The sequence below is a fragment of the Sporolactobacillus vineae DSM 21990 = SL153 genome (genome assembly GCF_000377985.1).
Classification (GTDB): Bacteria; Bacillota; Bacilli; order Bacillales; family Sporolactobacillaceae; genus Sporolactobacillus; species Sporolactobacillus vineae.
This window is the reverse complement of sequence record NZ_KB899043.1, coordinates 139,973-154,426: the sequence shown is the minus strand read 5'-3', so window position 1 is coordinate 154,426 and position 14,454 is coordinate 139,973. Positions and strand designations below refer to the sequence as shown.

Here is a 14,454-nt window from a genome sequence, read left to right as displayed (position 1 = left end):
TGAAAGGAGGCAGTATATCATTAGACACCGGCGGCATCTTAAGATAGAATGGTGATTACATGAGCAGGTTAAAATGGCGTATGGTGTCGAGATACGCCGGGGAGAACAGATGATGAAAATTAATCAGGCTGAATATATCATCAGTGCAGTCGGCCCGGGACAGTACCCGAAGGACGGGCTGCCGGAAATCGCTCTGGCCGGACGCTCCAATGTCGGAAAATCTTCGTTTATCAATAAAATGCTGGGGAGAAGAAATCTTGTCCGGACATCGGAAAAGCCTGGGAAAACGCAAAAACTGAATTATTTCAAAATCAACCGGTCGTTCTATTTTGTCGATGTACCGGGGTATGGCTATGCGAAAGTTTCAAAACAGGACAAGGCTGCCTGGGGACGTATGCTGGAGGCGTATTTTTCCGAACGTGAGATGCTGAGTGCGGTGGTTCATGTGGTCGATCTGCGGCATCCGCCGTCCAAAGACGATGTGACGATGCATGACTACCTGGCTTACTTCAATCATCCGGTGATTACCATCGCGACGAAAGCGGATAAGATAAAGAAGGGCCAATATCAGAAAAACCGGCAGATCATCGCCCGTGATCTCAAACTGAGCCCTGACGATCCGCTGATTCTGTTTTCGTCCGTCACCGGGATGGGAAAAGATGAAGCGTGGAAGGCGCTTGAGCCTTATCTGAAAGTATCGCGCACAGGATCCGCAGTGGAACACATCTCCGGATCAGCGGACCCCGATTAATCTCCGGCCGGAAGTTTTTGTCATTTGCAGACAGGGAAAAGACGGAAACCTGCGTATCCGTCTTTTTTGGTTGTGCCGAATCAGCCGGCGTCCTTAGCAAAAACAACCGCCGAGTTTAACAGAGAAAAATCAAAAAGAGCAACAGGAAGAAGGAGAAACATGGATTTCAGCAAATCAATTGCTGCGTTTGCAGAAGCAAAAAAAGTGATGCCGGGCGGCGTAAGCAGTCCGGTCCGGGCCTTCCCGTCGGTCGACCTGAACCCGATCTATATGGACCATGGGAAGGGTTCTAAAATTTATGATCTGGACGGCAATGAATTTATTGACTATGTGCTGAGCTGGGGACCGCTGATTCTCGGTCACGCCGATGAAAAGGTCATCGAATTTCTCAAGGAGACAGCAGAGAAGGGCACCAGTTTCGGCGCCTCCCACGTACTCGAAACAAAGCTTGCCGAACTTGTGGTCGACCGTGTCCCGTCCGTCGATGTCGTCCGGTTTGTCAATTCAGGGACAGAAGCGACGATGAGCGCGATCCGGCTCGCCCGCGGCTACACAGGCCGGGATAAAATTCTGAAGTTTGAAGGCAGTTATCACGGCAGTTCGGATTCGCTTCTTATTAAAGCCGGATCCGGTGTGGCGACTCTGGGACTGCCCGACAGCCCGGGTGTTCCGGCACAGCTTGCCAAAGATACACTGACGGTACCTTATAACGATGCTGATAAAGTGGCTGATGTATTCCGTCAGTACGGGCACGACATCGCCTGCATTATTGTCGAACCTGTCGCCGGAAATATGGGCGTTGTACCGCCTGTACCCGGTTTTCTCGAAGCGTTGCGCAGGATCACCAAAGCCTATGGTTCGCTGTTTATTTTTGATGAGGTCATGACCGGCTTCCGTGTCGCTTATCACTGTGCCCAGGGCTACTTTGGTGTGACACCCGATCTGACGACGCTCGGCAAGGTCATCGGCGGTGGTCTTCCGGTCGGTGCGTACGGCGGCCGCCGGGATATCATGAAGCTGATTGCTCCTGAAGGCCCGGTGTATCAAGCCGGTACGCTTTCCGGCAATCCGCTGGCCATGGCGGCAGGCTATATGACACTGTCGCAGCTGACCCCGGAGGATTATCCGGAGTTCCGGAAAAAAGCGGACCGTCTGGCTGAAGGTTACATGAATGCTGCCCGCAACTACCATATTCCTCTGACGGTGAACCAGGCCGGGGCGATGATGGGTTTCTTCTTCACCGATCAGAAAGTCACAAACTTCAAACGGGCCAAGTCGTCGGACTTGAACCACTTCAGAAAATATTTTGCCGCAATGATCGAGCAAGGTGTTTCACTGCCGCCGTCTCAGTTTGAAGGTGTCTTTTTATCCACAAAACATTCGGATGAAGATATTGAAAAGACAATTCAGGCTGCGGAGCATGCCTTCCGGCAGATTGCCGAATCGGAAAAAAGATGAAACGATTCAAATAATGGCGACTCTCTGCATCAGCAGAGGGGCGTTTTTTAGTCTGTCCGATTCATAATTTTTCGGCCGCAAGTCATACTAAAAGAGGCTTGACATTCTGGTTTCTGAAGGTGACGGAACATGCATTTTATACACATCGCCACGGAACTGATCATCGGTTTTGCCGCACTGTTTCTCCTGACGAAAATTCTGGGAAAGGCAACACTTTCCCAGGTCACTGCCTTCGATTTTATTTCGGCCATCGTTCTTGGTGAGTTCGTCGGAAATGCGCTTTATGATAAGGAGACAGGTGTCCCTTCGATCCTGTTCGCCATTGGGTTGTGGGGGCTGATGATCTATTTGGTGGAATGGTGCACGCAGAAGTTCAAGGCGACCCGAGGCTTTCTGGAAGGAAAACCGGCGATTGTGATCCACAACGGGCATCTTGAGCGGGAGACGATGAAGAAGGAGAAGCTTGATCTGAATATGCTTCAGAATCTTCTGCGCCAGAAGGATTGCTTTTCGATCCGGGAGGCAGCATTCGCGGTACTTGAAACAGACGGAACGATCAGTGTGATGAAAAAGTCAGGTTATGCGGCGCCGACGAATGAAGCCATACAGCAACCGCAAAAGCCGGTTTATTTACCGGTTACGATCATTCTCGACGGTGAAGTGGACTGGGAGAACCTGAAACGGGCAGGTCTTAATGAAGCCTGGCTGCAAAGCGAGCTGAAAAGCCATGGCGTAAAACGGGCCGAAGATGTTTTCTACATGGAATGGAAACCGGATGAGGGGACATTTCTTGAAAAACTTGATCAGTCGTCCTGACCCGTGTCTGTTCTTATAATTTGACAGGAAGGAAACCCGGAAGCTGAAAAGCTTCTTTTTTTGTCTGTTCTGAAACCAGGGTGTCCGCATAAACTGGCGACAGCCGCATAGACCTTTATTAAGAATGGATGAGAGGGTGGAAAGCATGTCTCAAACTTCGGATGATCGACTGCAGTTTTCAATAAATGAATCGGTGTGGCTGAAGGACGACGCACCGGCCGAAGAAATTCTGTCAATGGCTCTGGAGCCGGACATCACGGTGGAAGAGAACCGGAACGATGTGACAATCCGCGGCTATCTTCGGCTGAGCGGGGAATACAGGCCGGGAGCACCTTCGCAAACACCGGATCAATTCCAGCCGGCACCCTTCCGGAAGATTGATGAAATTATCGAGACAAACGAGGGGACCGCTGTTCTGGAACATCATTTCCCGATTGATATCACCATTCCGTCGGATCGTGTGCCGGATTTGGAGAATCTGTACGTGACGATCGAATCATTTGATTACGAACTGACCGGTCAGCGGCATATTCAGCTGCAGGCGGATATCGCCATTACCGGACTGGACAATACGGTGTCCGAACGTAAAGAGAAACCGGCTGCTAAAGCAAAGCCGGCGGAGAAGGCTGTCCCGCCCGCGGCACCGCCGAAACCGGTTAAAGCAGAAAAAGCTGCTCCCGCGGCACCGCCGAAACCGTTTAAAGCAGAAAAAGCTGCTCCCGCGGCACCGCCGAAACCGATTAAAGCAGAAAAAGCTGCTCCCGCGGCACCGCCGAAACCGGTTAAAGCAGAAAAAGCTGCTCCTGCGGCACCGCCGAAACCGATTAAAGCAGAAAAGTCGGCGCCTGCAGAAAAATTGAAACCGGCCAAGGAAGAAAAGAAAGCGCCTGTGAAAAAAGCGGAGAAAGCAGCGGTAAAGCAGGAAAGTGCGCAACCGGCACCGCCGGCCAAATCCGCGGTTGAAGCACCGACAGCGGCACAAAAGGGTAAGGAAGCGGTGAAACCGGCCAAAGCGGAAAAAGCCCAGACAAGTCCCGCCCAGGAAGCGCCGCAGCCATCCGCTCCTGTTGGGAAAGCAGGGAAAAAAGCAGCTGCGAAAGCATCCAAAATCAAACGGTCTGACACACCGGAAGAAGATCCGGCATTCCAATTCCAGGGTGAATTTCCGGAAATGCCGACCGACCGTCCGTTTCACGACGACGATGACGAACCTGCAGAGTTCCAGTACGAAGCTTTCCGGAAACCGGAAGCACCGGAAGCAGGCGAAACGTCGCCGCTGATTGCTTTTTCGGAACGCAGCGAACAAGCGTCACAGGTTTCCGGACAGGAATCTTCTGAACCGTCTCCGGAACCTGCAGCGGAAGAAACAGAAAAAGTAGCCGGCAGTCAGTATTTGACAAAAGTTCTGTCCGGAGAGGAATCCGAACAGCGCACCGCGGTGAAGATCTGCATCGTCCAGTCCGGAGATTCGCTGGAAAGCATCTCTGAACGCTATCATGTTCCGGTGACGAGCCTGCTGCGGAAAAATGAGCTTGCTTCAGCCAATATCGCTGCCGGAGAGATCCTCTACATTCCCCGGACGAACAAAAAAGGCATCAGGGATGAATGAGGAAACCGCTTTACTGATGTCGGTACTGAGCCGGAACTATCACTTCCGTGAGATCCTGGTGACGCACTGGGATCCCGTTCTGATTGAAACGAACCGCGGAATGAAACGTCTTCGGTTCTGGTCGGATGAACGTCTTCTCAGAAACCATATTGACTGGCGGAAGCAATTATCCGGAGGTACCTTTTTCGTTGACCGGATGTACGTGACGGTCTCGGGAAGCCCATTTGTGCGTTTTGGCCGGTATGCAATAACCTGTCATGATGCACCCGCGGAGCCCGCTTTGGTGCAAGGTTATGAACCGCTCTGGAGCGAAGTGGTCGATGCCCTGCTCCTGAAGAGCCAGGGCGAAAGCAGACAGCCGATGGAACAGCCGGCACAGGAACGGCTGGCATCGATGCTCCGCCGGATGGAGCGGACGTCTGCTCTGAATCCGGGCGAAGGAGAAAAATTGCTCCGGCTTTGCTATCCTGAAGCGGAGGCGCGTGCAGCGCGCTGTGATGAACTGCGGTTTGCCCGGAGCCGTCACGGAAAAGTTTTCATGCTTCCTTCAGATTTCCGGCTGTATCCCAGCAAGAAACTGCTGGAAACGCTGTTTGTCGAATTCGGACAGTCAGAACGGGTCAGTGGTTATCCGCAACTGGCCGATTTTTTTATAGAATCAATGGACAATGAAGGTGACGCTGTTGTCAGACGGCTCTTTATGGATCTGATACAATCACCGCATGCCGAACGGGAAACAGCAGATCTTCTGCAAGCCGCCTGGTATGAGCCCGGAGAATGGCTGTCACTTGCTGAAGCGTCACTCCGCAGCCAGCTGACTCCGGAGGCGATTAAGGTGTTCAAGAAAAACTGGGATCAAAAAACAAGGATAATCAGCCTCTTTCAATCGGTTTCTTCCGGAACAGGCTGAAGCGGCAGGGCAGGTGACCGGCGATGGACAGCAGCAATAGTCGAATCAGGCGGTTTCTTTTTCAGTATGATCTTTTTCCGTACCGGATCGATGATCAGAACGGACTGATCCGGATCACCGCGTCAGGCGGTGTATTCGCGTTGAAAGAAAAGAAGCTCGATGAGGAGCAGCGCATAAGCCTTACCAGGGCGTATCGTCTCGCCCGAAGTCTGACGATTGATGCGGTATGCCCGCTCCCGTCAAAATACGGTGATCTGTTTCTCCATGATGGTGAAAGTGACTGTTATTTGATGCCGTGGATCGAGGAGACGGTTCCGGAGTCCGACCTTACGGAACGCTACCGCCGCTTGTTTGTGAAAGCTGGTCAGCTGCACCGTCAGACGATGAAAGGTAAAGAGGATCCGGCAGCTTTATTCCGGACGGCCGGTCAGCTGGCCGGCGTGCGGAAGGCAGAATGGGAGCAGTTTCTGAGCGGGGCGGAGCATCATGTCTATCCTTCTCCCTTTGAACAGGTGGTTCTGAACACAGCGCCGGGTTACCTCACGCCCATGGAACAGAGCGGTGTGTTTTTTTTCGGCGGACCGGAGAAAGATGAAGCTGGACACATCACAGGTCTGCGCCGGGCGCTGTGCCATGGCCGGCTGAACCCGCTCCACCTGCTGGCTGCCGGAGAGCAAAGCTATCTGACCAATTTTGAAAATTGCCATGAAGACTTCTTCATTATCGAAACCGCTGCCCTGTTCGACCAGGCCAATGTCATGCTGCCGGCTGACAGAGGTTTGTGGCACAGCCTGATCCGTTCTTATGTCACGGCTTGTCCGCTGACGGACCAGGAAGATGCGTTTCTTTTTCACTATCTGCTGACACCGGCGGTACCGGTCGACCTGTTCCGCGAATATGTCACAAATCACGGAAAAAGTGAATTATGGTTTATACGGAAATGGAACCGGTTTACAAAAGCGCGGGGCAATCTGCTCAGCTGCCTCAGTGACTATGTAAATGAAAAAAGGCGAAAAAAAGAAGCGAAAGAGCAGGGTGAAAAGGCCGGGACGAAAGCCGATTAGGTTCAGAACCATTTCTTCAGAAAGGCGATATAGACAAAGAACAGGAGGGCACAAAGAAGAACATCGAAAGTAGTCGGAATAAAAATTGTCCGGATCAGCTGAAAGCAGGCCAGCGGCAGCACAATAATGCTCAGGCCTTCCCGGCACTTTTTCATAAATGGGCTAAATTTTCCTTTTTTGAACATAAGAGGAGCTCCTTTCAGTCCGGATAAGTTTGATTCGGCAATCGATCCGGGTTGCCCTTTTTTTACTCTATGCCGGGTTTCAGCCGCCTGTGCACCGGGGACAGAAAAGAAAACCGGACCTTGACGGCGATCCTGATCAACGGGTATAATAACATTTAATCCATTTATTTAAACAGATAATGCAAAGACCGGGAGTAGTATGCCTCTTTATGCCGGAGAAAGCTGCGGATGATCTGCCGCTTTCGTAAGAGAGGGGAATTGTTGCGCTGAGAGATTCCCCAGGCTGCCGGAGCAGAAGTTGCCCGCAAGCAGAATTTCTGAAAAGCTGCCGCTGAGTAGGAAATTACGGGAGTCCCGTTATCCAGATTGAGTCTGCGTCTGATGATTGACGCAAATTAAGGTGGTACCACGGAGCTTTCTTCGTCCTTTCGATGAAGAAGGCTCTTTCTATTTGTAAGGCTCTGTGACGCCTGAATGTCGCGATTATTGCTCTGTGAATCGGAGCGAAGGACGGCAGACCGGGCCGGAAGAGCCATTATGAAGGGGCGTTTAGTTATGGCACAGGAAGAAATGGCCAAGAAATACGATCCGAGCAAGACCGAGGCCAAATGGTATCAAACGTGGCGGGAGAAAGGGTTTTTCAAAGCAGTCAGCGATCCGGCGAAAAAACCTTATTCGATCGTTATTCCGCCGCCGAATGTCACGGGCAAGCTGCATCTCGGGCATGCCTGGGACACAACCATGCAGGATCTGTTAATCCGTTTCAAACGGATGCAGGGTTACGACACTTTATATTTACCGGGAATGGATCATGCCGGCATTGCGACGCAGGCTAAAGTCGATGCCAAACTTCGTCAGGAAGGAAAATCCCGTTATGACCTCGGGCGTGAAAAATTCCTTGAGGTCGCCTGGGAATGGAAGAAGAAGTATGCCGACTATATCCGGAAACAATGGGCAAAGCTTGGCCTTTCCCTCGACTATTCACGGGAACGGTTCACTCTGGACGACGGCCTGTCGAAAGCGGTCCGCAAGGTGTTTGTCAGCCTGTACAACAAGGGCCTGATCTATCGCGGCGCCTACATCATCAACTGGGATCCGCAGGCGCGGACGGCATTGTCGGACATTGAAGTCATCTACAAGATGATTCCGGGACATCTGTGGCATGTCAATTATCCGCTGTCTGACGGTTCCGGATCGATTCAGATTGCCACGACCCGTCCGGAGACCATGCTCGGCGATACGGCGATTGCGGTTCATCCGGATGATGAACGGTACAAGGGTGTGGTTGGCAAAACAGCGATTCTGCCGCTGGTCGGCCGGGAGATCCCGATCATTGCCGACAGTTACGTCGACCGGTCATTTGGTACCGGTGCCGTGAAGATTACGCCGGCACATGATCCGAACGACTTCGCAGTCGGCAACCGTCATCATCTGCCGCGGATCCTGGTCATTGATGAAGCAGGCAAAATGAATGAAAATGCCGGAAAATATCAAGGCCTGGACCGTGATGAATGCCGGAAGCAGATTGTCAAAGATCTGGAAGCGGACGGCTCGCTGGCCTATGTGGAGGATCATGAACACGCGGTTGGCCATTCTGAACGGACCGGTGTCGTTGTCGAACCGATTCTGTCCACACAGTGGTTTGTTAAAATGAAGCCGCTCGCTGAGGCCTCGCTGAAAATGCAGCAGACCGATGATAAAGTCAACTTCATTCCGGAACGTTTTGAAGGGACATACAGACACTGGATGGAGAATATCCGCGACTGGTGTGTCTCACGTCAGCTCTGGTGGGGCCACCGCATTCCCGCCTGGTATCACAAGAAGACCGGTGAAGTTTATGTCGGCATGGAAGCTCCGAAGGACATCGAGAACTGGAAACAGGACGAGGATGTTCTGGACACCTGGTTCAGTTCGGCACTGTGGCCGTTTTCGACGTTGGGCTGGCCGGATGAACAGTCCGCTGATTTCAAACGCTATTTTCCGACGAATGCGCTGGTTACCGGTTATGACATCATCTTTTTCTGGGTAGCGCGGATGATGTTCCAGTCCACAGAATTCACTGGAAAGAGTCCGTTCCGTGATGTTCTGATTCATGGCCTTGTCCGTGACGAACAAGGGCGCAAGATGAGTAAATCGCTCGGGAACGGTATTGATCCGATGGATGTCATCGATAAATATGGCGCCGATGCCCTTCGGTATACCCTGGCCACGGGTACGACACCGGGGCAGGATCTGACCTTTCAGTGGACCAAAGTGGAAGCCAACTGGAACTTTGCCAATAAGATCTGGAACGCTTCCCGGTTCACCATCATGAATCTGGACGGCTTTACGCTCGGCGATCTGGATCTTTCGGGGAAGAAATCGCTGGCCGACCGCTGGATCCTCGCCCGGCTGAACGAGACGATCCGTAAAGTCACCGAACTGTATGAGAGCTACGACTTCGGTGAAGCCGGACACCATCTGTATCAGTTTGTCTGGGATGATTTTTGCGACTGGTATATTGAGATGGCCAAACTGCCTCTGTATGGAGAGGACGAAGCAGCCAAAACGGCGACAAAATCGGTATTAACCTATGTGCTCGATAAAATTGTCAAACTGCTTCATCCGATCATGCCGTTCATCACCGAAGAGATATGGCAGCACCTGCCGCATCAGGGCGAGACGATTATGCACAGCGACTGGCCGCAGCCGGTCGCAGAATGGGATGATCCGGAAACAGAGAAGGAAATGACGGTGCTGCAGAGCATCATTCGCTCGGTCCGCAACATTCGCGCCGGGAAGAACGTGGCTCCGAAAAAACCGGTTGCCCTGCTGATCAAGACGGAATCCGATGAAGTCACCGACCGGCTGAACCGGAACAAATTTTATCTGGAGAAGTTCTGTAATCCTTCTTCGCTGGAGATCGGTCCGGATGTCGAAGCTCCGGAAAAGGCAATCTCTGCCGTTGTCACCGGGGCGGACGTCTTCCTGCCGCTTGCCGGACTGATCAATCTTGATGAAGAGATCGGCCGGCTCGACAAGGAGCTGGAAAAGATGAATGCGGAAGTGACACGGGTTCAGAAAAAACTCAGCAATTCACGATTCGTCGGAAAAGCGCCTGAAGCGATTGTCCGGAAAGAACGGGAGAAAGAACGGGACTATCTGCAGAAACGCGATAAAATTCAGAAAAGAATTGCTGAATTAAAAGCCTGACTGTGGACAAACAGGTTTTGCTGACCCACAATAACGGTGACTGGTTTAAAATCAGCCGCCGTTTTATTTTGACGAACCGGGGGATGAACAGAAGAAATGTTTACAAAAATAGACGAAACGCTCCAGTGGATTCACGGCCTGATTCCGCACGGGATGAAACCGGGCACCCAGAGGATGGAATGGATGCTGGCCCGGATCGGCAATCCCGAACATCGCATCCGTGCCGTGCACGTCGGCGGAACGAACGGCAAGGGTTCGACAGTCAGCTATCTGCGCCATATCTATCAGCAGGCGGGGCTGAAAGTCGGCACCTTCATTTCACCGTATATTACTTCCTTCAATGAACGGATCATGATCAACGGCGTGCCGATCAGTGATGAAGATCTCATTAAAGCGGCGAATATCGTCTATCCGCTGACGAAAGCCGTGGAAGCGGAAACTGATCTCGGCCTTCCTGCAGAATTTGAGACGGTCACCATGCTGAGTTTTGTGTATTTCGGGAAAATGAATCCGTGCGACCTTGTGATCTATGAGGTCGGACTCGGCGGCCGTCTGGATTCAACAAATGTCATTCACCCGCTGGTATCGGTGATTACCAACGTCGCGATGGATCACATGAAACAGCTCGGGAATACGATTACCAGCATTGCCCGCGAGAAGGCGGGAATCATTAAAAACGGCGTCGGCATCATCACGACGGCCGAACATCCTGACGCGCTTAAGGTGATCCGTGAACAGGCAAAAGCAAAACAGTCCAATCTGTACGTTTTCGGCAGTGAGTTCACCGTGACGGCGACAGGTCATGATGCCGATGGCGAGCATTTTAATTTTGATGCCACCTATCTGCATGAAAAAGATCTGATCCTACAGATGAGAGGGGTGCATCAGCTGAAGAATGCCGCGGCCGCACTGATGACCGTTGACTATCTGGACACCTTCTTCGGCATTCACGCTGAAGATCAGGAAATCCGTAACGGTCTGAGGGACACCGCCTGGCCGGGCAGATTTGAACAAATGTCGGACAAACCGAGAATTATTATTGATGGTGCACACAATGTCCAGGGCACTGAAGCGCTCGTGGAGACCGTGCATCGCTATTATCCCGGCCGGGCCATTCATGTTCTGTATGCTGCGCTGAAAGACAAACAGTATGAGAAGATGGTGCAGCTGATCGAGACCGTTGCCTCTGAAATTACACTGACGACGATTCCATTTCCGCGTGCGGCCGGCAGCCGTCTGCTGTATGATGCATCCCGCCACCCGCTTAAAAGAGAGGATCCGGACTGGAAGCATGCGCTGAACGTGATGATTAACGGCACAGGCGATCAGGAAGTTTTGCTGATCTGCGGGTCGCTTTACTTCATTTCACTGGTTCGCGCCGAACTGCTCAGCCGGAGAAAAGCAGCACAGAGCCATTGACAGGAACGTAAGAGGGAAACTATGATCGGGCGGTTCTGCAGCGCGGGAAGGCTGGGCTGCACCGTCCGGCCTGCCTGAGACTTTTTTGAAATTTTGAAAAATGCTTTTCTTCATATAGGGTTCTTGTTACAATGAAACTAGTCAAATAGTATGATTTTTACAACAAATCCGGTGCGGCGGAGGAGGGGGTGTGAGATTGAGCAAAACCAGAAAAAGAGCGGTCTGGCTCGTGTGGCTGGTTATTGTGTCGATTTCACTGCCACTGATGTATCTGGCCGATCCGCCGAAAAGTGACTCGTTCTCCACAATTGTTGCCGTCTGCGCGGTCTTTATGATTACAGCCCTGTTCAATTTCCGTGTCAAGGGCACAGATATCATCGTTCTTCAGGGAATCGGCCTGGCTGCCTTTCTCATTTTCGGGTTGTTTGTCGAAGCCCTGATGACACAGTTCGGCATCATGGTTTATCTGGCTTCCCAGCGCCTCGGGAAAAGCGATCTTTACCGGATTCCGTTAAATTCAGTGATGTTTCTTGCGGTTTCGGCATCGGCTGCCGGGGTTTATTATGGCCTTGGCGGCAAGACAGAAATGATGGGTTCGCACCTCTTCTCGCTCAACCTTGTACAGGTATTCGGCTTTTATCTTGCCGCCTATCTGGTGAATGAGATTTTCATTTTTTCCATCCGCCGCTGGCTGTTTCAGGAACCGGTAAGCAATAAATGGTTTGACAAGGATATGATCTGGGAAGCAGTCATCACGATCATGATGATGCCGCTTGGGATCGCTTTCTATACGATGTATGCGACAAGAGGGCTGACCGGTATGTTTATGATCGCCGTGCCGATGGTCGCATTGTCGATTATTATCCGGCTGATTAATACGAGTCAGGATCTTGTCCAGTTTTTGCAGAAAGTCAACCATCTGGGCCAGAAACTGACGGAAGAACTGTCACGTAATCATGTCGTTGATCTGCTCACCAGAAAAGTACCGGAGATGCTCCCGGTAGATTATCTTTATATCGTCAGTTACCGGTTACCGGATAAACCAAAAGTCATTCATCTTTATCGAAAATCGGAGTCCGACAATTTTATTCCTTTTCAGCAGGAGGCGGATATCAGTCCGTCTGTATATAGAGAAGGCAAGTCGGTCATCGGTCTGAGAAGTAAGGAGAGCTATCCATTCCTGCAGGCGATCTCCGACGGTCAGGCCAAATCCTTCCTGTCCGTGCCGATGATGTATCACGGGCAGGTGACAGGCGTCCTAACCGTTGCTTCTCACCAATCCAAGGCCTATGCCAAATCAAATCGGATCGGCATGGAAATTGTCGGCGATTTTCTGGCGATTGCCCTCGAAAACGCCAGAAACTTTGAAATCCGAAAAAAACAGAGCGAACATGACCCGCTGACGGATCTGTACAATTACCGTTTTTTGATGAAAACGCTCGATCAATTGTATGACGACCTGTCCGTTGATGTATTCAGTGTAATCATGATGGATATCGATGACTTCAAACTGATCAACGACTCTTTTGGCCATCAGAACGGTAATGCCGTACTGGTCGGTGTGGCAAACCGACTGCGCAGCACGGTTAAAGATCTTGGCATTATTTCCCGGTTCGGCGGTGAAGAGTTTACGGTAGTTTTGCCGAAAATCAACAGAAATGTCGGATTTGCTGTTGCCGAGTCGATCCGCCAGGCTGTGGCAGATGATCCCTTTCTCGTTTATATCGAGGAAGAACGCAGATACAGGCAGATTCATATTACCATCAGTATTGGCGTCTCCACGGCACGGTTGGACGGGTCGAGCCCGTCGGAACTGCTCACGAATGCCGATCATGCCATGTATATCGGTGCCAAGAGAAAAGGAAAAAACAAAGTTGCCCGTTATATCTGAGTGATACAACTGAAAATAAACACGAAAAAAAGTTGGGACAGGACGACAGAAGTCTTGTCCCTTTTCAGTAGGGTTATGTTATCCTGCAACGAAAGAGTCCTGCAATGAAAACGGGAGGGCCGTCATGGATAACAAGAAGAGCCATAAGACGGGCACGATCATTCGCTTTAATGGTGCGAAATATAATCTGGACGAATGGACGGCACGTGAGGAAGCCGCCGAGAAGGAGCGTCAGCTGGACTGGCAGCATGCCTTTTCCGATCATGGTGAGGAAAAAAGGAGCACGGAGCGAATCGATCCATCCCTGCCGGACCGAAGAAAAAAGGCACAGCCAACAATGGGCAAGCTGAAGCAGACTGCCGGACGAAATGCCGGTTTTACAGGGGCCGTCCGGCGTTTCAAAAGGTACTGGCTGCCCGGCGCAGCTGCCCTGGTTGTCGGTCTGGCTATCGGGCTGAGTCTGCTCAGTGTCTTTTCAGGAACAAATAGCGTTGCCGGTTCTGTCTGGCCCAGGAGCCCTGCTGCTTCCCCCGTTTCTGCCGGAAGCATTGCGATTCAGGCGGGCAGCCTGTCTCAGACGTTCACCGTCATTCAGACCGGCGTTTTCTCTACCCGAAAGCTGGCAGACGTTGCTGTAACAGGTCTGAAACAACAGGGCTTTGCGGCCGTTGCAGCAGGGGAAAAACCGGTTTCTGTCCTGATCGGTACTTCTGTATCAGCGCAGAGCGCGGATGATTTGCTGAACAAATACCGGAGCCGCCACCTTCCTGTCTATAAAAAGCAGATCCGGATCGGACCGAAGTCAGGCAAGAAACTCCTGAAGGGACCGTCTGCTGCATATGCCGAGAAAGCGAACCTTCTGCTCAAAGATCTTTACCAGGCGTCCGACCGGCTGGCATCGGGGAACAGGAACGCACAACAGAATCTTTTCAGTCAGGTTCAGGGCAGCCGTGCGGCTCTGAGACAGATTAATGTCTCCGGACTGAAAACGGCAGACTTGAACCGGCTGACCTTATTTGATCAGGATGCCGATCATGCGGTCCGAATCCTGGAATCGACATTGAAAAACGGCAGAGAGACAGATTTCACGGCGCTTCAGCAATCTCTTCTGGAACTTATCGCCGCTTATCAGGATCTGGTGCTCCATCTCTGAAATGAA

The 14,454-nt window shown here is 51.6% G+C and carries 11 protein-coding genes and 1 other annotated feature; of the genes, 10 read left to right on the top strand and 1 reads right to left on the bottom strand.

The annotated features are described in order from the left end of the window. Positions 1 to 112 precede the first annotated feature (112 nt). The 6 genes from yihA to D889_RS0102945 all read left to right on the top strand — a co-directional run bounded on the left by yihA (position 113) and on the right by D889_RS0102945 (position 6,608). A complete protein-coding gene (yihA, locus tag D889_RS0102975; protein WP_010630347.1) occupies positions 113 to 751 on the top strand; it encodes a ribosome biogenesis GTP-binding protein YihA/YsxC in 639 nt (212 codons plus the stop codon). A gap of 159 nt (positions 752 to 910) precedes the next feature. Beyond that, on the top strand, positions 911 to 2,209 hold the full coding sequence (gene hemL, locus D889_RS0102970; RefSeq protein WP_010630346.1) for a glutamate-1-semialdehyde 2,1-aminomutase: 1,299 nt from the start codon (positions 911 to 913) through the stop codon (positions 2,207 to 2,209). Between the two features lie 129 nt (positions 2,210 to 2,338). Next, positions 2,339 to 3,025 (top strand): DUF421 domain-containing protein, encoded by a 687-nt coding sequence (locus tag D889_RS0102965; protein WP_010630345.1) that lies wholly within the window; start codon positions 2,339 to 2,341, stop codon positions 3,023 to 3,025. A 145-nt stretch (positions 3,026 to 3,170) separates the two neighbouring features. Continuing rightward, entirely contained in the window at positions 3,171 to 4,634 is a 1,464-nt protein-coding gene (locus D889_RS0102955; protein WP_018962126.1) for a LysM peptidoglycan-binding domain-containing protein, read from the top strand. Beyond that, entirely contained in the window at positions 4,627 to 5,544 is a 918-nt protein-coding gene (locus D889_RS0102950) for a hypothetical protein (protein WP_010630343.1), read from the top strand. The genes D889_RS0102955 and D889_RS0102950 overlap by 8 nt, the downstream gene beginning before the upstream one ends. Positions 5,545 to 5,567: 23 nt before the next feature. Further along, positions 5,568 to 6,608: a protein kinase family protein gene (locus D889_RS0102945; RefSeq protein ID WP_010630342.1), complete on the top strand. Its 1,041-nt coding sequence runs from the start codon at positions 5,568 to 5,570 to the stop codon at positions 6,606 to 6,608. Positions 6,609 to 6,610: 2 nt separating this feature from the next. Here D889_RS0102945 and D889_RS0102940 read toward each other — a convergent pair whose 3' ends face one another. After that, positions 6,611 to 6,793: a hypothetical protein gene (locus tag D889_RS0102940; RefSeq protein WP_010630341.1), complete on the bottom strand. Its 183-nt coding sequence runs from the start codon at positions 6,791 to 6,793 to the stop codon at positions 6,611 to 6,613. A gap of 175 nt (positions 6,794 to 6,968) precedes the next feature. Further along, positions 6,969 to 7,224 (top strand) — a binding site (T-box leader). Between the two features lie 124 nt (positions 7,225 to 7,348). Here D889_RS0102940 and D889_RS0102930 point away from each other — a divergent pair. The 4 genes from D889_RS0102930 to D889_RS0102915 all read left to right on the top strand — a co-directional run bounded on the left by D889_RS0102930 (position 7,349) and on the right by D889_RS0102915 (position 14,448). Further along, the gene (locus D889_RS0102930; protein WP_010630340.1) at positions 7,349 to 9,985 is read left to right on the top strand and encodes a valine--tRNA ligase; all 2,637 of its coding nucleotides are present in this window, start codon (positions 7,349 to 7,351) and stop codon (positions 9,983 to 9,985) included. Between the two features lie 96 nt (positions 9,986 to 10,081). Next, positions 10,082 to 11,404 carry a bifunctional folylpolyglutamate synthase/dihydrofolate synthase gene (locus D889_RS0102925; protein ID WP_010630339.1) on the top strand — a complete coding sequence of 441 codons (1,323 nt, stop codon included), beginning with the start codon at positions 10,082 to 10,084 and terminating at the stop codon, positions 11,402 to 11,404. Positions 11,405 to 11,600: 196 nt separating this feature from the next. Continuing rightward, positions 11,601 to 13,295 carry a sensor domain-containing diguanylate cyclase gene (locus D889_RS0102920; protein ID WP_010630338.1) on the top strand — a complete coding sequence of 565 codons (1,695 nt, stop codon included), beginning with the start codon at positions 11,601 to 11,603 and terminating at the stop codon, positions 13,293 to 13,295. A 124-nt stretch (positions 13,296 to 13,419) separates the two neighbouring features. Beyond that, entirely contained in the window at positions 13,420 to 14,448 is a 1,029-nt protein-coding gene (locus tag D889_RS0102915) for a hypothetical protein (protein WP_010630337.1), read from the top strand. Positions 14,449 to 14,454 lie beyond the last annotated feature (6 nt).